Consider the following 21,638-nt stretch of genomic DNA (forward strand, 5'->3'; position numbering starts at 1 on the left):
CCAGGAGAACCATGCCCCCCACCCCCGTCCCCTTCGAGCCGGCGCTGGCCGCGGTCCTGGACGGCATGCCCCGGCCCGACGGCCCCGCCCCGACCCTGGAGACCATCCCCCTCATGCGCGCGGCCGGCGCGGCCATGCCCATGCCGCCCGTCGCCGAGGTGATCGGCGACCGGGAGATCGACGCCGAGGAGCGGTTCGTCCCCGGCCCGGCCGGCGCGCCCGACCTGGAGGTCACCGTGCTGCGCCCGCGCCGCCCGGCGGCCCCGGTACCCGGGCTGTTCAACATCCACGGCGGCGGCATGATCACCGGCCATCGGGCCATGGACTTCCCGCGCCTGGTCGCGCTCGTCGAGGCACTGGGCGTCGTCGCCGTCAACGTCGAGTACCGCCTGGCCCCCGAGCACCCCCACCCGGCGCCGGTCGAGGACTGCTACGCCGGGCTGGCCTGGATGTCGGAGCACGCCGCCGAACTCGGCGTGGACCCCGGACGCGTCGTGGTCATGGGCGGCAGCGCCGGAGGCGGCCTGGCCGCCGGCGTCGCCCTGCTGGCCCGCGACCGTGGCGGCCCCCACCTGGCCGGGCAGCTCCTGCTGTGCCCGATGCTGGACGACCTCAACACCACCGTCTCCAGCCACCAGTACGACGGCCTCGGCACCTGGCCGCGCGCCCTGAACCTGCTGGGCTGGCAGGCCCTGCTCGGCGACCGGGCCGGCGACCCGGACGCCGCCGTCTCCTGCTACGCGGCCCCGGCGCGGGCCGCCGACCTGTCGGGGCTGCCTCCCGCGTTCGTCGAGGCGGGGGCCGCGGAGCTGTTCCGTGACGAGGACGTGGCGTACGCGTCGCGGATCTGGGCCGCGGGTGGTCAGGCCGAGCTGCACATCTGGAGCGGCGCCTTCCACGGCTTCGACATCTTCGCGCCGGACCACGAGATCACCCGCGCCGCCCTCGCCACCCGCCTCTCCTGGCTCCGCCGCACCCTCACCCTCTGAACCCCCGTCCTCCCGGCTCCGGCCTCCGGCGGCACGGCCCGAGGGGGGCCGCCGCGGTGGGGTCAGAGATCCAGGGTTCGCTGGAACCAGGAGTGCTTGGTCTCCAGGGCGGCGCGGGAGACGCGCGCGCCCGGTGTGCCCGTGAAGCCGTGGTGACCGCCCGCCCACACGTGCAGTTCCGCCTGCCCGCCGGTCGCCCAGATGCGGCCGGCGAACTCGACCGCCTCGTCGCGGAACACCTCGGCCGCCCCGACCTCGATGAAGACCGGCGGCAGCCCCGACAGGTCGGACGCCCGCGCCGGGACCTCGTGCGGCAGCACGTCCGGGGTGCCGCGCCGTTCGCCGAGCAGGGCGGTCCAGGCGGTGTCGTTGTTGTTGCGGTCCCAGGCGCCGATGCCGTCGTACTGGAGGCTCGACACGGTCGAGTTCCGGTCGTCGATCATGGGCGCGCCGACGTAGAGGCCGGCGGCGGACGGGCCGTTCCGATCGCGGGCCATGATGCCGACCGACGCGGTGAGCCCGCCGCCCGCGCTGAAGCCGGACACGACCAGGCGGCCCGGGTCGAACCCCAGCTCCCGGGCATGCGCGGCGGTCCAGACGAAGCCCGCGTAGCAGTCCTCGGCCGCCGCCGGCGCCGGGTTCTCGGGGGCCAGCCGGTACTCGACCGTCACGCCGACCATGCCGTGCTCCAGGGCCGCCTGGATCAGGCTCTCGATGCCGAAGAACCGGCTGCCGAGGATCATGCCGCCGCCGTGGATCTCGTACACGGCCGCCGCGCCGGGCGCGGGCCCGCCCTTGGGACGGACGACCGTGAGGGTGACGTCGGGGGCGCCCTCGGGGCCGGGCACGTCCACGTCCCACCACTCGACGGGACGGCCGGCGACGATCTCCTCCATGGGCGGGATGAGCCCGGCGAAGATCTCGCGGTTGCGCAGGATGGTGTCCGCGCGCAGCGGCACGCTCTCGACCGCCGTCAGGAACGCCGCGAGACCTTCCGCCAGCTCAGGGTCATAGGGGACGGGGACGTGGCTCATCGTGCCGCCTCTCGGAGATGGACGGACGCCTTAAAGTCTACGGGCGTAGAAGCTTTCTGTCCTGATATACACGGGTACGCGATCAGTCTGACCATGTCCCCCCAAGGAGAAGACCATGGTGAAGAGACTTCTCGAAGCGACCCCGTTACGCGCAGGGGTCGTGGCGGCCGTCGCGTTGACCGGCACGCTGCTGACCACCACCCCGGCCGGCGCCACCGCGGCGGGCCTCCAGACCGCCTCCGCCGCCCGGACCACCTCCGCCGTCCAGGCCGCCGCGGCCTCCCGCCCGGCCAACGGCCGGATCATCTACGACCGCCTCAGCGGCGGCCGCGGCACACTCAAGATCAAGAACGGCACGTCGAAGGACGGCGTCGTCACCATCGTCAAGGGCAGGACCAAGGCCGTCAGCATCTACGTGCGCGCCAGATCCACGGCCCGCATCCGGGACGTCAGGGACGGCACGTACCGCATCTACTTCACGACCGGCTACCGGTTCAGCACCTCGAAGGGCCGCTTCACCAGGGCCGCGAGCTACCAGAAGTTCAACGACCGGCTGCGCTTCCGCACGACCTCCACGCAGTACACCATCTGGACCCTGACCCTCAACCCGATCAGGGGCGGCAACGCGCGCACGAGCCCCGTGAACCCGAAGGACTTCCCCTGATCCTCACTCGGGCGGCGCTTCCTGGTCGCTCCTGTCGAACCCGCCCCCGCCGAACCAGCTGAGGACGCGGTCGAGCCGGACGTACAGCCGGGGCGGCAGGTGCGGCAGCACCCGGGAGTGCCGCTGGCCGAGCAGCGCGATGAACTCGACCGGCGGGAGGTCGATGTAGCGCGGCAGGTTCTCGTACCACTGGGCGCTGAGGCGGGCCGACTTCTGGTGCGGGCGGATCGCCGCACGGCGTTCGCGGTCGTAGCGGGCCAGCGCGGCGTCCAGCTCCGGCTCCTGGTTCAGCGCGTTGACCAGGAAGGCGGCGTCCCCGAAGGCCAGGGCGGTGCCCGCGCCGATGGAGTAGTGGGTGGTGTGCGCGGCGTCCCCGATCAGGACGAGGTTGTCGCGGTACCACGTGCGGTTGGTCAGCGTGCGGAAGTTCAGCCAGTACGCGCTGCCGTCGGTGTGGGCCCGGCCGATCAGCGGATGACCGTCGAGGATGTCGGCGAAGAGCTTCTCCAGCAGCGCCAGGCCGTCGGCCTCGGCGGCCTGGTCGAGGCCGAGCCCCTTCCAGGTCTCGGGGGAGCACTCGACGACGCACGTGCTGTGGTCCTCGCTGAAGACGTAGCCGTAGCACCAGATCCAGCCGTGCGGGGTCTCGACGAAGGCGAAGGTGAAGGCGTCGAAGACCTTCGTGGTGCCGAGCCAGATGTAGTGGTTGCGGCCGACCGCGACCTCGGTGCCGAAGTGGTCGGCGTGCGGCTCGCGCAGGGCGCTGTTGATGCCGTCGCCGGCCACGACCAGTTCGGCGTCCAGTTCGTCCTGGCTTGCGATCTCGCGGCCGTACTCGATGTGCACGCCGAGGGAGCGGGCGCGGTCGGCGAGGATGTCGAGCAGGCGGTGACGGCAGATGCCGAAGCCCTCGTCCGACTCCGTCAGCGTCACCGTCGCGCGGTCCTGGATGTGGGTGGCCCAGCTGTCCCAGCGGATCGAGTTCTCGCGGATGACGTCCGCGGACTCGGGGTCGGCGGCGCGCAGGTTCTTGAGCAGGTCGTCCCAGTAGGTCACGCCCCAGCCGTAGGTCGCCCCGGCCGGGTTGCGCTCATGGACGGTGATCTCGTGGGACGGGTCGACCGTCTTCATCAGGATCGAGAAGTACAGATTGGCGGGTCCACCGCCGACGCAGGCGACCTTCACACTAGCTCCCCTAGCGACAGAAAGTAATCAATTCAGCACAGAGAGTATCAGAGGGTCTGTGCCAGGGGAGGAGGCGCGCCCGCCGGACGGTCAGGCCGCCACTCGTGCCGTCCCGCGCAGGCCGAGGGTGAGGCTGCCGGCCAGGAGCACGACGCCGGACAGCACCCCGCTGACAATCGGCACCCACGCCAGCGCGGGCGTGCCGGCCAGGACGAGACCGCCGACGCCGAGCACCGTGAGCGCCACGCCCGGCACGGCGATGCTCCAGTCCTTCCAGATCGGCGCCAGCGCGACGAAGTGCGCGCCCACCACGAACGCCACCCACGCCACGTTCCCTTCCTCGGGACGTCCGAGCGCGGCCAGCACCCGCAGCCCGCCGAACAGCAGGACCGCCTCGACCACGACCACGGCCAGGTAGCCGGGCCCGAACATGCCCCGCCGTCCGGACGGGGCGGGACGTCCCGCGCGCGCGGCGCGGAACCACATCGCGAGCACGGCCGCCGCCGCCAGGCACGCGGCGCCCCGCAGGAGGTTCGCGGTCACGGGGCCGAGGGGGTCGTGCGCGTTGACGACGACGAACACCGCGCCGAACACCGCGCCGACCAGCAATCCAGTCATTCTCTGCATGACGTCCATCGAAGCGCCCGCCGCGATCCGCCCGCGCGGGGGCTGGACCGAGTACGGGGTAGCCCTGTCCCTACCCCACCGCCGCGTGGTGCGGGATGGCCCTAGCGCGCCACGCCGCGCAGGTAGGCCAGCACGGCCAGCACCCGGCGGTTGTCGTCCTCGGTCGCGGGCAGGTCGAGCTTGGTGAACACGGAGGCCACGTGCTTCCCGACGGCCGCCTCCGTGATCGACAGGGCACGGGCGACGGCGCTGTTGGAACGGCCCTCGGCGATCAGCGCGAGCACCTCCCGCTCCCGGGGCGACAGCTGGTACGCCGGCTCGGTGACCTCCCTGGCCCGCGCCCACGACAGCTCGAACAGGTCGATGAGAGCCGCGATCAGCCCCTGCTGCCTGATCATCAGCGCGCCCGGCGTGTGAGCGATCGGGGTGATCCGGACGAACGCCACCGAGCGGTCGAAGATGAGGAGCTGCTGGATCGGCTCGTCGATGACCCGGTGCAGGTCCCCGGCGGCGTGCAGCTCCTTGATCCGGGCGGCCTTGCGCGGGTCGTCCAGCATGCTCGAATGGACGATCGTGCGCATCGCCAGCCCGTGCCCCAGGGCGTCGAGCACGGTACGCCTGCTGCGCTGCTCGTCGCGTCCTTGCTCGGGCGAGCCCACCGGGTGCATGGCCCGCAGCTCGGCCGCCGAGCGGGTGGCGCGCAGGATGTGCCGGCGGACGAGCTCGGCGTCCTCCAGCCGCTCGACGTCCACGGGTATGCCGCGCAGCTCGCCGACCACCTCTTCCAGGCGGCGGGCGAGGCTGTCCAGCGACTGACTCTCGGTCACGCTCCTCCTCCGCACGCGAAGCCCATTCTCTCCGCCCGGCTCAGCAATGCCCAAATCAACGCAGGGACGCCCGAACCGCCGAAAGGGCGCCGCCCTGTCGGACGGCGCCCCGGTTCGCGGGACCGCTGAGCGGCCTGGATCAGTCGCGCGGGTCCCAGCCGTCGGTGTCGACGTCCAGGTCGAGCCCGTCGGCGATGTCGCCCCAGTCGGCGAACTTGAAGTTGGTGTTCTCCCGGTCCGCCGTGGCCGGCGTGTTCACGCCGTCGTGGGCGATGAACAGGCCCTCGTCGAACTCGCCCAGCGGCACGTTGAGCACGGTCGAGCCGTCGCTCACCTCCGAGCCGTCGATGCCGTTCGCCTCGCCGACGCGGAACTGGCCGAGGTAGGAGTTGGAGCCCTCCCTGCGGTAGACGGCGAAGGTGTTGTCACCCTGGCTGGAGGCCAGCAGATAGCCCTTGCCGTCCTCGCGGTAGTAGATGGTCAGGCCCTCGGCGTCCGCGGTGAGGTGCTTGCCGCCGTAGCCGGGGTCGGCGCCGGGGGTGCACTCCTCGGTCGCGGGGTCGTACGTGCCGGGGACGCCGTACTCGCGGACCTTGTCCACCAGGACGGGCGTGCCGGTGAGGTCGGCGCGCACGCGCCAGATGCCGACGTCCTCCTGGGCGGCGTAGAGCACGTCCCGCTCCTGGTCCACGACCATGCCCTCGACCTGTGCCTGCTCGTCCGGCTCAAGGCAGGGGGACCAGGTCTGGCCGTTCGGCAGGGTGAAGGAGTTGGGCAGGGTCAGTGTCCTGACGAGCTGGTAGCCGATCTTGCCGCCCGGCTTGGCGAGCAGCTTGACCAGGCCGACCGAGGTCTTGTGGCGGCGGCTGACCAGCGCATACGTGCCGGTGGAGTCCTTCCAGGCAGCCAGGCCGTAGGCCGTCTCCGCGTCGTTGACCTGCTGCTGCGTCGCGTTGAACACGAACGGCGCGGCCGGGTCGGTCACGTCGGTGAGGTGGCCGTGCGAGATGGAGTAGATGCGCAGTGTGTCCCGGCCGCGGTCGGAGACGATCGCCAGGTCCCTGCCGCCGAAGCCGTAGGTGACGTCGACGTTGTTGAAGCGGCCCGCCTCGTCGTCCGGCCCTGGGGCGGCGGGCGCCGGCAGGTGCTGAAGTTGCTGCCCGTCGAGGTCGTAGACGTAGAGGCCGCCCTTCTTGGCGGTGGCGATCACCACGCTGTCCTCGGAGTCGGACGGGTCCACCCAGATCGCGGGGTCGTCGCCGTTGGCGTCGCCGCCGGCTGCGTCGTCGTAGAGGGAGGGGGTTTCGACTTCGGGATACACGGTCGCCACGCCGGAACCGGCCGCGGGTAAGGCGGTCCCGCCAACCATGGCCAACATCAGGGCTGCCAGGGAGAGCCTGGACAGGGGACGCATTGCGCCTCCTCGTTCGGGGTGTTGATGTTGCCCCAGAACGTAACGACAGTTTTACAAGAAATCAATACGTCATCCTTATGTCAGGACATTAAGTGTTACACCTGAGCCAGGGCATGCCGAACGGCCCGGCCGGAGGCTCCCGGCCGGGCGGTTCTCGGCCGCGCTAGCTGCGGTTGACGCGCCAGAAGTCGGACATGGTCTGGCGGTTCCGCAGGTCGCCGAGCAGGCCCTCGGGGTCGGTGTGGAAGAGCTGGCCCTGCCAGTCGGACAGGCCGGGCGGGGTGACCATCGGCTTGACCGTGCTGTTGCCCGAGACACCGCCCTCGCCGATCTCGTGCTTGACGCCTTCCTCGGTCATGATGAAGTGCACGAACAGTTTTGCCGCGTTCGGGTGCTTGCTCTTGGTGGCGATCGCCGCGTACTTCGGGTAGCTGAACCCGACGAAGGGGGTCATCCCCTCGCAGGCGGCCTGATGGTAGCCCTTGTCCTCGTTGTTGCGGAACTTCGAGATCGACATGAAGCCGATCTTCTTGTCGGTGGCGGCCGGCGCGCCCACCGCGGCGGAGATGTCCTCGTCCGAGCCTGTCAGTACCGGCTTGTTGAGGGACATCCGCTTGATCCACTCCAGGGCGGCGCTCTTCTCCTCGGTCTTCAGCGGCTTGCCGTACTTGGCCTGGTAGGCCTGTTCGAGCGCCTGGTTGCCGTACGCGTCGAGCTGGGTGAAGAACGACAGCACGGTCGGCTTGCCGAGCGGGTCCTGCATCACCAGCTTGCCGGACCACTCCGGGTCGGTCAGGTCCCAGACGTTCTTCACCGGGCAGCCGCCGGGGGAGAGCTTGGTGTTGTAGCCGAAGACCGTCGCCTTGGAGAGCGCGAGCAGCGGGTTCTGGTTCTCGGCCGGGATCTGGTCCTTCAGGTCCGCGGGGATCCAGGTCTGCGTGACGCCCTGCGGCGCGAGCTGGCCGACCAGGACGCCGCCGTCCTCGTACATGGCCGCGTCGATGGTGACGTTATCGGCGGCGTGTTCCCTGGTCATCTTCTCGGCCGTCTGCGGGGTGTCCGACTTCACCCCCTCCATGGCGATGCCGTACTTCGCGGTGAACGCCTTGGCCACTTCCTCGATGTCGCCGCTGGAGTCGTAGACCAGGACGCTGCCTTCCTTCTTCGCGGCGGAGACCAGCGCCTCCAGGTCGAAGTTCGCATCGAGTGACGGGCCGGGCAGCGCCTTGGCCGTCGCCGCCGCCGACGGTCCTCCGCCTGCGGTGGAGGGCGCGCACGCCACGGCGGCGGTCGCCAGCAACGCCATGGAGATGATCTTCCCGGTACGCCTCATGATGGCGTCACTCCTCTTGCCTCTCGGGTTCGCAGGCGCCGCGCCAGCCCCGACCGGCGCCATTGTGTGCTCACGATGAACGTCACGTGAATAATTTGTCAAGACATTCTTACGTGGGGATCCAGCTACGGCCTTGCCGCCCAGCTACGACAGTTCATCCTTATGTCAGGACAAACCCTTGACTGTTCATCTCCTGTTCATCTAGAACTGGAGGCCCCCCTGGATGAGGAGCGATCATGCGTGTGGGTCTGCTGGGCCTTGGACGTATAGGCATGTTCCATGCCACAACGCTGTCCACCTTGGTTGACGAGCTTGTCGTGTCCGACGTGGACACGGCGAGGGCGGAGGAGGTGGCGCGGCGGCTCGGCGCCCGGACCGGCGACCCCTTCGACGCGGACGCGGTGGTGATCGCGACGCCGACCTCCGCCCACGCCGAGGCCCTGCTGCTGGCGTGCGAGCGGGGGGTGCCGGCGTTCTGCGAGAAGCCGGCCGCGCCGACCGTCAGGGAGACGTTACGGGTCGCCGAGGCCGTCGAACGGGCCGGGATCGGCGTGCACATCGGCTTCCAGCGCCGCTTCGACGCCGGGTACCGGGGCGCCCGCGAGGCGCTGCTGGCGGGCGAGCTCGGCGAGTTGCACCGCGTCCACATGCTGACCGGCGACCCCGCGCCCCCGCCCGCCGAGTACGTCGCCCAGTCCGGCGGCATCTTCCGCGACTGCCACATCCACGACTTCGACATCCTGCGCTGGGTCACCGGCCGCGAGGCGGACGTCGTGCAGGCGGTCGGCGCCAATCGCGGCGATCCGTACTTCGCCGCCGCCGGGGACGTCGACAACAGCGCCGCCCTGATCGTCATGGACGACGGCACGCTGGTCACCCTCCAGGGCTCCCGCTACAACGGCGCCGGCTACGACGTGCGCATGGAGCTGGCCGGCACGCTCGGCACCCGCGCCGTCGGGCTCGGCGACCGCACCCCGCTGCGCTCGGCCGAGGGCCTGAGCCCGGACGGGCCGCCGTGGCCGGACTTCCAGACCAGGTTCGAGGCCGCCTACGTCGCCGAGATGGGCGCGTTCCTGTCGATGGCCAGGGGCGAGAGCGAGAGCCCCTGCACCGTCCGCGACGCCCTGGCCGCCCTCTACCTGGCCGAGGCCGCCGACCTGGCGCGCCGCGAGGGCCGCCCGGTGCGCGTGCTGGAGGTGGCCAAGTGAGGATCGCCGCCGCACCGATCTCCTGGGGCGTGTGCGAGGTGCCCGGATGGGGACACCAGCTCACCGCCGACCGGGTGCTCGCCGAGATGGCCGAGCTGGGCCTGACCGCCACCGAACTGGGCCCCGAGGGCTTCCTTCCCGCCGACCGCGACCTGCTCGGCCGGTACGGGCTGCGCGCCGTGGGCGGATTCGTCCCCGCCGTCCTGCACGACCCCGCCCACGACCCGCTGCCCGCACTCCGCGCCACCTGGGCCTCCTTCGCCCCGGACGTGGTCGTCGTGCTGGCCGCGGCCACCGGCGCCGAGGGCTACGACGCCCGTCCCGAGCTGGACGAGGCCGGCTGGCGCACCCTGCTCGGCAACCTCGACCGCGCCTTCCACGAGGCGAAGGGCGACGGCCGCGCGCTCACCCTGCACCCGCACGTCGGCACCATGGTCGAGACCGGCGAGGAGGTGGACCGGGTGCTCAGCGGCAGCGCCGTCCCGCTCTGCCTGGACACCGGCCACCTGCTCATCGGCGGCGGCGACCCGCTCGACCTCGTCACCCGCGCCCCCGAGCGGATCGCCCACGTGCACCTGAAGGACGTCGACGCCGCGCTCGCCGGACGCGTCCGGGCCGGCGAGCTGACCTACACCGACGCCGTCCGCGCCGGGATCTACCGCCGGCTCGGCCTCGGCGACGTGGACGTCCGGGGCATCGTCGAACGCCTGACCGCCGCCGGGTACGACGGCTGGTACGTCATGGAGCAGGACGTCGTCCTCGACGCCGAGCCCGCGGCGGGCGCCGGCCCGGCCGACGACGTACGGGCGGGCGTGGCGTTCCTGCGGGGCCTGGCATGAGCGCCCTCGACGTGCTGACGATGGGCAGGGTGGGCGTGGACGTCTACCCGCTCCAGAGCGGCGTGTCGCTGCGCCACGTGGAGACGTTCGGCAAGTATCTGGGCGGCAGCCCCACCAACGTGGCCGTCGCCGCCGCCCGCCTGGGCCGCTCCAGCGCGGTGATCACGCGGACCGGCGACGACCCGTTCGGCGCGTTCGTCCACGACGCGCTGCGCTCGTACGGCGTGGACGACCGCCTGGTCGGCGCCGCGCCAGGCCGGCCGACCCCGGTCACGTTCTGCGAGATCAGGCCGCCGGACGACTTCCCGCTCTACTTCTACCGCCAGGACGCGCCCGACCTGGAGATCACACCCGGCGACCTCGACCTGACGGCCGTCACCGAGGCGCGGCTGTTCTGGGCCACCGTGACCGGCCTGTCGGCCGAGCCGTCCCACGCCGCCCACCTGGCCGCCTGGCGGGCCCGCGGGCGCGCCCGGCACACCGTGCTCGACCTGGACTACCGGCCCATGTTCTGGGCCGGCGCGGCCTCCGCCCGCGAACGGGTGCGGGAGGCGCTCGCGCACGTCACCGTCGCGGCCGGCAACCTCGACGAGGTCGAGGTGGCCACCGGCACCCGCGACCCGCGCGCGGCCGGCGAGACCCTGCTGGCCGCGGGCGTCGAACTGGCCATCGTCAAGCAGGGCGCGGACGGCGTGCTCGGCATGACCGCCACCGAGACCGTACGGGTGCCGCCCGTGCCCGTCGAGGTGGTCAACGGGCTCGGGGCCGGCGACGCCTTCGGCGGCGCCCTGTGCCACGGCCTGCTCGAAGGCTGGCCGCTGGAGCGCACCCTGCGCTTCGCCAACGCCGCCGGCGCGATCGTCGCCGGACGCCTGGCCTGCGCGCCCGCGATGCCCACGGCGGACGAGGTCGAGGCCGTCCTGTCCGCCCCCCTCTCGGAAGGAGCCGCCACGCATGCGTGAGCAGGACTACCGGCGGCTGCTCGACCAGCGCGCCTGGCAGCCGGAGCGTATAGCCGAGGCGGCGGCGGCCCGCCGGCGCAGGCCGCTCAGGAACGGCAGGGAGCAGTTGCTCATCATCGCCGCCGACCATCCGGCCCGCGGCGCCCTCGGCGTGGCCGGCCACCCGATGGCGATGCGCAGCCGCGCCGACCTGCTCGACCGGCTCATGACCGCCCTGGCCAGGCCCGGCGTGGACGGCGTGCTGGCCACCCCCGACATCGTCGAGGACCTGCTGCTGCTCGGCGCCCTCGACGACAAGATCGTCATCGGCTCGATGAACCGCGGCGGCGTGGCCGGCTCGGTGTTCGAGTTCGACGACCGCTTCACCGCCTACGACGCCCCCTCCATCGCCGCGATGGGCCTCGACGGCGGCAAGATGTTGTGCCGGATCGCCCTGGAGGACAGCGCCACCGCCGCCACCCTGGCGAGCTGCGGCCAGGCGGTCACCGACCTGGCCAGGCACGGCCTGATGGCGATGGTCGAGCCGTTCTGGTCCAGGCGGCAGGACGGCGCCGTGCGGCACGACCTGTCGCCCGAGGCCGTCATCCACTCCATCAGCGTCGGCCAGGGGCTCGGCGCCACCTCCGCCCGCACCTGGCTGAAGATCCCGGTCGTGCGCGACATGGAACGCGTCGTGGAGTCCACGACGCTGCCCGTGCTGCTGCTGGGCGGCGACTCCGGCCAGGACTCCGGCGAGATGTACGACTCCTGGCGCAAGGCGCTGCGCCTGCCCGGCGTCCGCGGCCTGGTGGTCGGCCGGGCGCTGCTCTACCCGCCCGACGGCGACGTGGCAGCCGCCGTGGACACCGCGCTCGGCCTGCTGGAGGGCGGCGTGCCCGATCTCGTGCAAGGAGGTGCCTCATGAGGCTGACCACCGCTCAGGCGCTGACCCGCTTCCTCGCCAACCAGTGGTCGGAGCGCGACGGCGTCGAGCAGCGGCTGATCGCCGGCGTGCTCGGGATCTTCGGCCACGGCAACGTCGCGGGCGTCGGTCAGGCGCTGGCCGAGCAGGGCGCGGGCACGCGCGACCCGCTGCCGTACTACCTGGCCCGCAACGAGCAGGCCATGGTGCACACGGCCGTCGGCTACGCCCGTACCCGTGCGCGGCTGTCCACCTTCGCCTGCACGACGTCCATCGGGCCCGGCGCCACCAACCTGGTCACCGGCGCGGCGCTGGCGACGATCAACCGGGTGCCGGTCCTGCTGCTGCCCGGTGACGTCTTCGCCACCCGCGCCCCCGGCCCGGTGCTGCAGGAGCTGGAGGACCCCCGGTCCTACGACGTGTCGGTCAACGACTCGCTGCGCCCGGTGTCGCGCTTCTTCGACCGGATCAACCGGCCCGAGCAGCTCCCGTCCGCGCTGCTGGCGGCGATGCGGGTGCTGACCGACCCCGCCGAGACGGGCGCGGTCACGCTGGCGCTGCCCCAGGACGTGCAGGCCGAGGCGTACGACTGGCCCGAGGAGCTGTTCGCCCGCCGGGTGTGGCACGTCGCCCGGCCGGTGCCCGAGCCGGCCGCGCTGGCCAGGGCCGAGCAGTTGCTGCGCGGCTCCCGCAGGCCGCTGATCGTGGCCGGCGGCGGGGTCAGGTACAGCCGGGCGTGGGCGGAGCTGACCCGCTTCGCCGAGAACCACGGCGTGCCGGTGGGCGAGACCCAGGCGGGCAAGGGCGCGCTGCCGTACGACCACCCCTGCGCGGCCGGCGCGATCGGCCACACCGGCACCGACGCGGCCAACACCCTGGCCCGTGAGGCCGACCTGGTCATCGGCGTCGGCACCCGCTACACCGACTTCACCACCGCCTCCAGGACCCTGTTCGGCCAGGCCGCCTTCCTCAACGTCAACGTCACCGCCTTCGACGCGGCCAAGAACGCGGGCGCCACGCTCGTCGCCGACGCCCGCGAGGCCCTGCGCGCCCTCGACGAGACGGACTGGCGGGCCGACCCCGAATGGACCCACCGGGCCGCCGCCCTGGCCGCCGCCTGGCAGTCGGAGATCGGCCACACCTACGCGGGCCCCGAGCTCACCCAGCCCGTCATGCTCGGCATCCTCAACGAGGTCGCCGAAGGCGGCGTGGTGGTCAACGCGGCCGGCTCGATGCCGGGCGACCTGCACCGGCTCTGGCGGCCCGCCGACCCCGAGCAGTACCACGTGGAGTACGGCTACTCGTGCATGGGGTACGAGATCGCCGGCGGCCTCGGGGTGAAGCTGGCCGCGCCGGAACGCGAGGTGTTCGTGCTGGTCGGCGACGGGTCGTACCTGATGATGGCGCAGGAGATCGCGACCGCCGTGCAGGAGCGGATCAAGCTGGTGATCGTCCTGGTGGACAACCGGGGGTTCGCCTCCATCGGCAACCTCAGCGAGTCGGTGGGCGCGCGGCGGCTCGGCACCGCGTACCGGACCCGCGGGCCCGGCGGCGACCTCGACGGCGAGCCGCTGCCGGTGGACCTCGCCGCCAACGCCGCCAGCCTGGGCGCCGACGTGCTGCGCGCCGACGGCCCCGAGTCGCTGCGGGCCGCCCTGGTCAAGGCCAAGGAGTCGGCCAGGACCACCGTCGTGTACGTGGAGCCCGTCCCCGGCGGCGGCCCCGGCGCGCAGGCGTGGTGGGACGTGCCGGTCGCGGAGGTGTCCGGGCTGCCCGACGTCCGGGCCGCGCGCGAGCGCTACGACGAGGCCAAGCGCGACCAGCGGCCCTACCTCTGATGGGCTGGACGCTGGCCTTCGCCGCGGTGGCCACCCTGTTCGTGCTGATCAGCGGGGCCAACGACGGCGCCACGCTGATCGGCCTCGGCCTGCGCTTCCCGCGCACGCCCGGCTGGGCGGCCGCCGCGCTGCTCGTCGTGGTCCTGTTCGCCGGGCCGTACGTGCTGGGCGTCGCGGTCGCGCGGACCTTCACCGAGGGGCTCGCGGGGCTCGACTCCAGGAGCGGCGCGGCCGTGTTCCTGGCCGGCGTGGCGATCGCCGTCGTGGTGGTGGCGGTGCTGACCGGCAAGGGGCTGCCCACCAGCCTGACGCTGGCGGTGATCGGTGGGATCGCGGGCGCCGGGCTCGGCGCGGGGCTGCCGGTGGCCTGGGCAGGGCTGGTCACGGTCCTGGCGATCGGGGCGTGCGCGCCGCTGGTCGGGCTGGGGCTCGGTTACCTGCTGGGGACCGCGTCCAGGCGGGTGCCGTCCTCGCGCCGGATGCCGGGGCTGGTGCTGGCCGCCCACCTGGTGGCCTACGCGGCCCAATGCCTGGCCTACGCCGTCAACGACGGCCAGAAGATGATCGCCGTCGTGAGCGTCGCCGTGGACGTGGGCCGCAACGGACTCGGCCGGGTCGGGCCCGTGCAGGTCGCGCCGGGGTGGATGGCCGTGCTGGTGGCGCTGTTCCTCGCCGGGGCGCTCACCACGCTGCCCCGGGTGGGTGAGCGGGTCGGCCGTGGCCTGGTCATCACCCGGCCGCTGCACGTGCTGTCGGCCGAGACGGCGGCCACCGGCGCCGTCCTCGGCAGCTCGGCCCTGGGCAGCCCGGTCAGCATGACCCAGTCCGTGACGGCCGGAGTCGTCGGCGTGGTGGCAAGCGAAGGAAGCAGGAGGGTGCGATGGCAGGGAGTGCTGAACATGGGTACGGCGTGGCTGGTCACGCTGCCGTCGTCCATGGCCCTGGGCGCCCTGGCCGGGCTCGGCCTGAGGCTGCTGTGAGCGGCGGGAGGAGCCGCCGGCTCGCCCGCGTCTGGGACGACCTGCGCGGCCGGTCGGGACGCCGGGTGATCGACCTCGTCCGCGGCCAGGTCGCCGTGGCCAGGGAGGGAGCCGTGCTGGCCTGCTCGGCCGCCTCGGGCACGACCGGTCAGGCCGCCGCCCGCGCCCGGATGGCCGACGTCGAGCACGAGGGCGACGCGGCGCGGGCCGAGCTCGTCCGGGCGCTGAGACGGGTCCTGGCCACCCCCATCGACAGGGAGGACCTGTTCCGGCTCTCCCGCTCGATCGACGACGTGCTGGACCAGCTACGCGACTTCGTGCGCGAGGCGGACCTGTTCGGGCCCGCCGACCTCACCTTCGCCACCGAGCCGCTGGGCGCCGTCATCGACGGCCTGGACCAGCTGGACCGCGCCCTGCTGAAGATCACCGGCGACCCCGGCTCGGTCACCGTGGCCGTGCTCGCCACCCGCAAGTCCCGCAGCCGCGTCCGCCAGCTCCACCAGGCCCGGCTCACCGAGCTGTTCGCCGGCCCGCTGGACATGGACACCCTGCGCGAACGCGAACTGCTCTCCCGACTCGACGCCGTGGGCCGGCGGCTCGGCGAGGCCGCCGACGCCCTCGCCGACGCCATGCTCAAACGAAGCCACTGAAGACCCCCCGAAGGAAGACCCATGGCTGTTCTGACCAAGACGGAACCGCCGCCTCGCCCGCCGAGACGGCGCCGACTCCGCTACCGCCTCCAGGTCCTGCGGCACGACCCGACCGCCGCGCTCGGCCTGATCCTCGTCGTCCTGCTCGCCTACCTCGTCGTCGCCCCTCTGATCGCGGTCCTGTCGGACGCCGTCCGCCTCCAGTTCGGCGACGAGTTGCACGCCGGCCAGCAGCCGGGGGAGTGGACGGGCTACTACCTGTGGCGGGTCTTCCGCTCGCAGATCAGCGGCCTGCTGTTCTGGGGGCCGCTGGTCAACACGCTGGTGGTCGCGGTCGGCACCGTCCTGTTCGCGCTGCTGCTCGGCGGCGGGATGGCCTGGCTGGTGACCCGCACCAACGTGCCCGGCCGCAAGTGGCTGGCCGGGGCGCTGGTGGTGCCGTACATGCTGCCGTCGTGGACGTTCTCGCTGGCCTGGTTGACGCTGTTCAAGAACGCGCGGGCCGGCGGGCAGGTGGGATTCCTGGAGTCGGCCGGCGTGCGCACCCCCGACTGGCTGGCCTACGGACCGCTGCCGATCATCGTCACGCTGGGGCTGCACTACTACCCGTTCGTGCTGCTGCTGGTCGGCAACGCGCTGCGCAGGATCGACGTCCAGCTTGAGGACTCGGCCCGGATCCTCGGGGCGCCGCGGCGCGTCGTCGTGCGGCGGATCGTGGTGCCGCTGATGCTGCCCGCGCTCTCCTCGGCCGTGCTGCTCGTGGTCGGCCGGGTGCTCGGCACGTTCGGCACCCCGTACGTGCTCGGCCTGCCCGCCGACTACCAGGTGCTGTCCACCGGGCTGTTCCAGTCGATCAGGGACCGCAGCACCGGCGTGGCCTCCGTGCTCGCCACCGTCATCGTGATCATCGGCGTGCTGATCGTCTTCACCGACATGCGGCTGATGCGCGAGCAGCGCAGGTTCGTCACCGTGGGCGGCAAGGGCGCGATGGACCGGCTGGGTGACCTGCGCGGCTGGCGCTGGCCGGCGTTCGCGCTGGGCGCGGTGGTGTTCGTGGTCAGCGTGCTGATCCCGGTGCTCACGTTGCTGCTGTCCACGCTCACCCGCACGCCGCTGGACCTGTCCACCCTGACGCTCGACTACTGGATCGCCGACCGGCTCCCCGGCGCGGTCGGGTTCCCGCACGGCATCCTGCGCGGCTCCGAGCTGTGGCAGGCCGCCTGGAACTCGTTGCGCATCGTCGGCCTGGCCTCGCTGATCTGCGCGGTCGCCGGCCTGCTCATCGGGTACGTGGTGGTCCGCGGCACCGCCCCGCGCATCGCCGGGTTCCTGCGCCAGGTGTCGTTCCTGCCGTACCTCATCCCCGGCATCGCCTTCGCGGCCGCCTCGCTGTCGCTGTTCGCGGTCGCCCGCGGGCCCGTCCCGGCGCTGTACGGGACGACGTTCCTGCTGATCCTGGTCATGGCGGTCACGCATCTTCCGTACAGCTCGCGCTCGGGCATCGCGGCGATGATGCAGCTCGGCCGGGAGCCGGAGGAGGCCGCGCAGATCGCCGGGGCGTCCTGGTGGCACCGGATGCGGCGGATCATCTTCCCGATCCAAAAGGGCGCCCTGGTCACCGGGATCGTGTTGCCGTTCATCTCGGGGCTGAAGGAGCTCAGCATCGTCGTGATGCTGACCACCACCGGCACCCAGCTCCTCACGACGCTCTCCATCGGCCTGGTCGACTACGGATACACGCAGCTCGCCAACGGCGTCGTCCTCATGATCGCTTTGCTCTCCTTCACCATGACTTCCCTGACCCAGCGGCTGACCAAGAGCAGCCTGGCGTCCGGCCTAGGAGGATAGATGCCGAACATCACCTTGAGCGCAGTCTCCAAGAGCTACGGCGGCGGCGACCACGCGGTGAAGAACCTCGACCTCGTGGTCCCCGACGGCGCCTTCATGTGCCTGCTCGGCCCCTCCGGCTGCGGCAAGACCACCACGTTGCGCATGATCGCCGGCCTTGAACAGCCCACCGCGGGCAGCATCGCCGTCGGCGACCGCGTCCTGGACTCGGTCGAGCAGGGGGTCTACGTCCCGCCCGAGAAGCGGGCCATGGGGCTGGTCTTCCAGAACTACGCGCTCTGGCCGCACCTGTCGGTGCGCGACAACGTGGAATTCGGGCTGCGCATGCGCAAGGTCCCGGGCCCCGAGCGGCGCGCGCGGGCCGAGGCGGCGCTGAAGATGGTGCACGTCGACGCCGCCATGGACCGTTACCCCTCCCAGCTGTCCGGCGGCCAGCAGCAGCGCGTCGCCCTGGCCAGGATGCTCGCGGTCAACCCGTCCGTGCTGCTGCTGGACGAGCCGCTGTCCAACCTCGACGCCCGGCTGCGCCTGGAGATGCGGGCCGAGCTCAAGCGCATCCACGAGGAGTCCGGCGCGACGATCGTCTTCGTCACCCACGACCAGCTCGAAGCCCTCACCATGGCCACCGACGTCGCCGTCATGAACGAGGGCGAGCTGCAGCAGCTCGCCGCTCCCATGGAGATGTACGAGCGGCCCGCCAACCGGTTCGTCGCCGAGTTCGTCGGCAGCCCGCCGATGGCCATCGTGGACACCGGGCCCGCGCCCGGCGGGCTGGCCGGGTCACTGCTGCGGTTCGTGGCGGCGCGCGACCCGGAGGTCACCCCGTCCGCCGTCGGCATCCGGCCCGAGGCGCTGCGGCTCGGCGCGCCGCCCGCCGCCGCCTGGAGCGAGGACGCGCTGGTCGAGGCCGTGCTGCCGGCCGGCTCCTCCTGGACGGTACGGCTGCGCGTCCTGGACACCGAGCTGTTCGCCCTGTCGTACACGCCGGTGCGGGCCGCGCCCGGCGACGTGCTGCCCTGCTGGACCGAGCAGCTCCACCTCTTCGGCGCGGACGGTGCCCGCCTCTCCTCCTGGGACCGGGCGGGGGTGACCGCGTGATCCGGCCCAAGGCGCTGCTCCTGGACTTCGGGGGCGTGATCGTCGAGACCGCCAAGCGATCGTCCTGGGCGGCCGAACTGGCCGCCGAGGTGCACACCATGCTGGCCAGGACCGGGTTCGACGGCCTGACGGCCGCGGACGTCGAGAGCGACATCCGCGCCGGTGCACGAGCCGACAAGTACTGGAAGGACTCCACCTCCCGGCAGTTCGCGCCCGAGGAGATGACGCACCGCCGATTCTGGGCCGAGTTCGTCGCCACCGACTGGCCCGAGCAGGCCCGCACGCTGGTCTCCGTCGAGGCGACGCCCCTGTGCAGGCGCATGGGCGAGCTGCGCAGCGACAGGAAACTGCGCACCGGCATGGAGGAGCTGCTGAACGCCTGCCTGCGGAACGGCGTCGTCCCCGCCGTCGTCAGCAACGCCCTGTGCGGGGCCGTGCACCGCGACTACCTGGCCGGCAGCGGCCTGGACCACCTGGTCGCGGCGCAGGTCTACAGCGACGAGGTCGGCGTGCGCAAGCCGAACCCCGAGATGATCCGGCTCGCCTGCCGCGCCCTCGGCGTCGACCCCGCCGAGACCTGGTACGTCGGCGACAACTACGACCGGGACGTGATCTGCGGCGCCCGGGCCGGGGTGGGGGCGACCGTCCTGATGGTGTCCGCGAGCACCGACAAGATCCCTTATCCGGTGCGGCAGCGCCCTCAGGCCACGGTCGAGGACCCCCGCGCCCTGCTGAGCCTCCTGGAGGAGACATGGACGTGAACACCTCGCGCGAGATGGCCGCCATCGCGGCCGAGGCGGCCAGGGCGGTCGGCGACAGGCTGCGCGGCGCCTTCCGCTCCCGGCCCGAGATCCAGACCAAGCGCGACTTCCACGACCCGGTGACCGAGCACGACAAGGCGGCCGAGGAGGGCATCCGCGAGGTCATCGACCGGCTCTGCCCCGACAGCGTCGTGGTGGGCGAGGAGGGCGGCACCAGGGGAGAGGGCGCCGTCAGCTGGTACGTCGACCCCATCGACGGCACCGCCAACTTCGCCGTCGGCCTGCCGTTCTTCTGCACCTCGATCGCCGCCGCCGTGGACGGCGAGGTGGTGGCCGGGGTGATCTACGATCCGGTGCGCGACGACGAGTTCACCGCCTGGCTCGGCGGGGCCGTCTGCAACGGTGAGCCGCTGCGCAGCGCGGGCGCCCGTTCCGATCGCGAGGCGGTGCTGCTGTCCAGCTACCCCACGCCGCGCGACCTGGCCGAGGACGAGGAGGGCGCGCTGCGCCGCTTCTCCAGGATGACCCAGTCGTTCGCGACCATTCGCCGTCCCGGCAGTGCCGCGCTCAAGCTCGCCCACGTCGCCGCCGGATGGTCCGACGTCGCGTACGGCACCCGCGTCAACGCCTGGGACGTCGCGGCCGGATCCCTGCTGGTCAGGCAGGCCGGCGGTGTCTACATCCCGCTGTCGGGCAGCGTCTTCGAGCCGGGCGGCTACCTCGCCTGCGTCGGCGGGTTCGACCTGGCCTCCTCGGTGCTGGCCGACGTGGCCGCCGGGGCCGCCGACGTCGCCGGGGCGGGGAGCGCGTCGTGATCCGCTGGATCGTGACCGACCTGGACGGCACGCTCGTCGGGCGCGACCTGGCCATGGTGCCCGCCGCCCGGGAGGCGCTGCGCCGCTACCGGGCCGCGGGCGGCGAGGTCGTCATCGCCACCGGCCGCATGGAACGCTCGGCCCGCCCCTACTACGACGAGCTGGGCCTGGACGGCCCGGCCATCCTCTACAACGGCGCCCGCACCGTGAACCTGGCGACCGGCGAGGTGCTGCGCTCCCGCCACCTGCCGGCCACCGCCTGGAAGACGCTGCTCGGCCTGTTCGGCGAGCTGCCTCCGGGCGTGTACCCGGTGGCGTTCTCCGGTGGGGAGGCGCTGGCCGTGGACGACGTCCCCGAGCTGCGGGACTACGCCCGTCGGGACGGCATCACGCTGCGCGACCCCGGCGACTGGGCGGCGCTGCCCCCCGACGGGATCACCAAGTGCATGCTGATCGGCGACCGCCTGCCGGCGTTGGACATCGCGGGCACGGTCACCGTCCGGTCGGAGGCGACGTACCTGGAGGTGCTGCCGGAGGGGGCGACCAAGGGCAGCGCCCTGCGCGAGCTGGCGAAGGCCCGGGGGGTGCCGCTGGAGCAGGTCGCCGCCATCGGCGACAACCCCAACGACATCGACATGATCCAGGCCGCCGGCGTGGGCATCGCGGTCGGAGACGGCCACCCGGACGTCCTGGCGGCGGCGGACGTGGTGTCGCGCCCCTGCGCCGAGGGCGCGCTCGTGGACGCGGTGGAACTGGCACTGGGAGAGGGAGAACGGTGAAGTCGGTCAAGCATTGGATCAACGGCGCTCTGACGGAGGGCGGTGGCCGGACGGCGGAGGTCTTCAACCCGGCGACGGGTGAGGTCAGCGGTCATGTGGCGCTGGCGTCGGTGGCCGAGGTGGACGCGGCGGTCGCGGCGGCGGTGGCGGCTTTCCCGGCGTGGCGGGACGCCTCGCTGGTCAAGCGGGCGCAGGTGCTGTTCCGGTTCCGTGAGCTGATGGACGCCCATCGTGACGAGCTGGCCGCGTTGATCTCGGCCGAGCACGGCAAGGTGCACTCGGACGCGTTGGGGGAGGTGGCGCGCGGGCTGGAGGTGGTGGAGTTCGCGTGCGGGATCCCGCATCTGCTGAAGGGGGGTTTCTCTGAGGGTGTCTCGACGCGGGTGGATTCGTATTCGATGCGGCAGCCGTTGGGGGTGGTGGCGGGGATCACGCCGTTCAACTTCCCGGCGATGGTGCCGATGTGGATGTTCCCGGTGGCGATCGCGTGCGGGAACGCGTTCGTGTTGAAGCCGTCGGAGCGGGATCCGTCGGCGTCGTTGCTGATGGCGCGGTTGTGGCGGGAGGCGGGGCTGCCGGACGGGGTGTTCTCGGTGGTGCAGGGTGACAAGGTGGCGGTGGATCGGCTGCTGGAGCACCCGGATGTGGCGGCGGTGTCGTTCGTGGGTTCGACGCCGATCGCCCGGTATGTGTATGAGACGGGCAGCAGGCACGGTAAGCGGGTGCAGGCGCTGGGCGGGGCCAAGAATCACATGCTGGTGCTGCCGGACGCGGATCTGGATCTGGTGGCTGATGCGGCGGTGTCGGCGGGGTTCGGGTCTGCGGGTGAGCGGTGCATGGCGATCTCGGTCGTGCTGGCGGTGGATCCGGTGGGGGATGAGCTGGT

21 protein-coding genes are annotated in these 21,638 nt (G+C 72.3%); 15 read left to right on the forward strand and 6 right to left on the reverse strand.

Annotated features, from left to right (window positions below):
- Nucleotides 1–11 precede the first annotated feature (11 nt).
- Nucleotides 12–989: an alpha/beta hydrolase gene (locus tag ACIA8R_RS44650; RefSeq protein ID WP_364087328.1), complete on the forward strand. Its 978-nt coding sequence runs from the start codon at nt 12–14 to the stop codon at nt 987–989.
- 62 nt (nt 990–1,051) lie between these two features.
- Here the strand turns inward: ACIA8R_RS44650 and ACIA8R_RS44655 are convergent, their stop codons facing one another.
- Nucleotides 1,052–2,023, reverse strand: coding sequence for an alpha/beta hydrolase (locus tag ACIA8R_RS44655; RefSeq protein WP_397043802.1), 972 nt, complete (start codon nt 2,021–2,023; stop codon nt 1,052–1,054).
- Nucleotides 2,024–2,138: 115 nt separating this feature from the next.
- Here ACIA8R_RS44655 and ACIA8R_RS44660 point away from each other — a divergent pair, with 115 nt between their 5' ends.
- Entirely contained in the window at nt 2,139–2,687 is a 549-nt protein-coding gene (locus tag ACIA8R_RS44660; RefSeq protein WP_364087332.1) for a hypothetical protein, read from the forward strand.
- A gap of 3 nt (nt 2,688–2,690) precedes the next feature.
- On the opposite strand, the gene ACIA8R_RS44665 is transcribed toward ACIA8R_RS44660, so the two are convergent.
- From ACIA8R_RS44665 to ACIA8R_RS44685, 5 genes are all read right to left on the reverse strand, one after another.
- Nucleotides 2,691–3,872: an FAD-dependent monooxygenase gene (locus tag ACIA8R_RS44665; RefSeq protein WP_364087334.1), complete on the reverse strand. Its 1,182-nt coding sequence runs from the start codon at nt 3,870–3,872 to the stop codon at nt 2,691–2,693.
- Nucleotides 3,873–3,962: 90 nt separating this feature from the next.
- Nucleotides 3,963–4,499, reverse strand: a complete 537-nt coding sequence (locus ACIA8R_RS44670) for a hypothetical protein (protein WP_364087336.1) — start codon at nt 4,497–4,499, stop codon at nt 3,963–3,965.
- A gap of 101 nt (nt 4,500–4,600) precedes the next feature.
- Nucleotides 4,601–5,326 (reverse strand): helix-turn-helix transcriptional regulator, encoded by a 726-nt coding sequence (locus tag ACIA8R_RS44675; RefSeq protein ID WP_357707993.1) that lies wholly within the window; start codon nt 5,324–5,326, stop codon nt 4,601–4,603.
- Nucleotides 5,327–5,465: 139 nt separating this feature from the next.
- The gene (locus ACIA8R_RS44680) at nt 5,466–6,740 is read right to left on the reverse strand and encodes a phytase (protein ID WP_364087339.1); all 1,275 of its coding nucleotides are present in this window, start codon (nt 6,738–6,740) and stop codon (nt 5,466–5,468) included.
- A gap of 163 nt (nt 6,741–6,903) precedes the next feature.
- Nucleotides 6,904–8,073: an ABC transporter substrate-binding protein gene (locus ACIA8R_RS44685; RefSeq protein WP_364087341.1), complete on the reverse strand. Its 1,170-nt coding sequence runs from the start codon at nt 8,071–8,073 to the stop codon at nt 6,904–6,906.
- Between the two features lie 236 nt (nt 8,074–8,309).
- On the opposite strand from ACIA8R_RS44685, the gene ACIA8R_RS44690 reads away from it, so the two are divergent.
- From ACIA8R_RS44690 to mmsA, 13 genes are all read left to right on the forward strand, one after another.
- Nucleotides 8,310–9,281, forward strand: a complete 972-nt coding sequence (locus ACIA8R_RS44690; protein WP_364087343.1) for a Gfo/Idh/MocA family oxidoreductase — start codon at nt 8,310–8,312, stop codon at nt 9,279–9,281.
- Nucleotides 9,278–10,120 carry a TIM barrel protein gene (locus ACIA8R_RS44695; protein ID WP_397043806.1) on the forward strand — a complete coding sequence of 281 codons (843 nt, stop codon included), beginning with the start codon at nt 9,278–9,280 and terminating at the stop codon, nt 10,118–10,120. The genes ACIA8R_RS44690 and ACIA8R_RS44695 overlap by 4 nt, the downstream gene beginning before the upstream one ends.
- Entirely contained in the window at nt 10,117–11,082 is a 966-nt protein-coding gene (gene iolC / locus ACIA8R_RS44700; protein ID WP_357708003.1) for a 5-dehydro-2-deoxygluconokinase, read from the forward strand. The genes ACIA8R_RS44695 and iolC overlap by 4 nt, the downstream gene beginning before the upstream one ends.
- A complete protein-coding gene (locus tag ACIA8R_RS44705; protein WP_357708005.1) occupies nt 11,075–11,986 on the forward strand; it encodes a deoxyribose-phosphate aldolase in 912 nt (303 codons plus the stop codon). The genes iolC and ACIA8R_RS44705 overlap by 8 nt, the downstream gene beginning before the upstream one ends.
- Nucleotides 11,983–13,821, forward strand: coding sequence for a 3D-(3,5/4)-trihydroxycyclohexane-1,2-dione acylhydrolase (decyclizing) (gene iolD / locus ACIA8R_RS44710; RefSeq protein WP_397043809.1), 1,839 nt, complete (start codon nt 11,983–11,985; stop codon nt 13,819–13,821). Before ACIA8R_RS44705 ends, iolD begins: the two co-directional genes overlap by 4 nt.
- Nucleotides 13,821–14,801, forward strand: coding sequence for an inorganic phosphate transporter (locus ACIA8R_RS44715; protein ID WP_397043811.1), 981 nt, complete (start codon nt 13,821–13,823; stop codon nt 14,799–14,801). Before iolD ends, ACIA8R_RS44715 begins: the two co-directional genes overlap by 1 nt.
- Nucleotides 14,798–15,451 carry a DUF47 domain-containing protein gene (locus tag ACIA8R_RS44720; RefSeq protein WP_397043813.1) on the forward strand — a complete coding sequence of 218 codons (654 nt, stop codon included), beginning with the start codon at nt 14,798–14,800 and terminating at the stop codon, nt 15,449–15,451. Before ACIA8R_RS44715 ends, ACIA8R_RS44720 begins: the two co-directional genes overlap by 4 nt.
- A 21-nt stretch (nt 15,452–15,472) precedes the next feature.
- Nucleotides 15,473–17,299 (forward strand): iron ABC transporter permease, encoded by a 1,827-nt coding sequence (locus ACIA8R_RS44725; protein WP_364087358.1) that lies wholly within the window; start codon nt 15,473–15,475, stop codon nt 17,297–17,299.
- A complete protein-coding gene (locus tag ACIA8R_RS44730; RefSeq protein ID WP_364087360.1) occupies nt 17,300–18,397 on the forward strand; it encodes an ABC transporter ATP-binding protein in 1,098 nt (365 codons plus the stop codon). It abuts the gene before it with no gap.
- On the forward strand, nt 18,394–19,158 hold the full coding sequence (locus tag ACIA8R_RS44735; RefSeq protein ID WP_397043815.1) for an HAD family hydrolase: 765 nt from the start codon (nt 18,394–18,396) through the stop codon (nt 19,156–19,158). The genes ACIA8R_RS44730 and ACIA8R_RS44735 overlap by 4 nt, the downstream gene beginning before the upstream one ends.
- The gene (locus ACIA8R_RS44740) at nt 19,149–19,973 is read left to right on the forward strand and encodes an inositol monophosphatase family protein (protein ID WP_397043817.1); all 825 of its coding nucleotides are present in this window, start codon (nt 19,149–19,151) and stop codon (nt 19,971–19,973) included. The genes ACIA8R_RS44735 and ACIA8R_RS44740 overlap by 10 nt, the downstream gene beginning before the upstream one ends.
- Complete coding sequence (locus ACIA8R_RS44745) at nt 19,970–20,752, forward strand: Cof-type HAD-IIB family hydrolase (RefSeq protein ID WP_397043819.1); 783 nt, start codon at nt 19,970–19,972, stop codon at nt 20,750–20,752. Before ACIA8R_RS44740 ends, ACIA8R_RS44745 begins: the two co-directional genes overlap by 4 nt.
- The coding region (gene mmsA / locus ACIA8R_RS44750; RefSeq protein ID WP_397043821.1) for a CoA-acylating methylmalonate-semialdehyde dehydrogenase at nt 20,749–21,638 on the forward strand (890 nt) is incomplete at its 3' end. The genes ACIA8R_RS44745 and mmsA, both read left to right, overlap by 4 nt.

Origin of the sequence: Nonomuraea sp. NPDC051191 (assembly GCF_044455665.1) — a bacterium.
In the GTDB taxonomy this organism is placed as follows: Bacteria; Actinomycetota; Actinomycetes; order Streptosporangiales; family Streptosporangiaceae; genus Nonomuraea.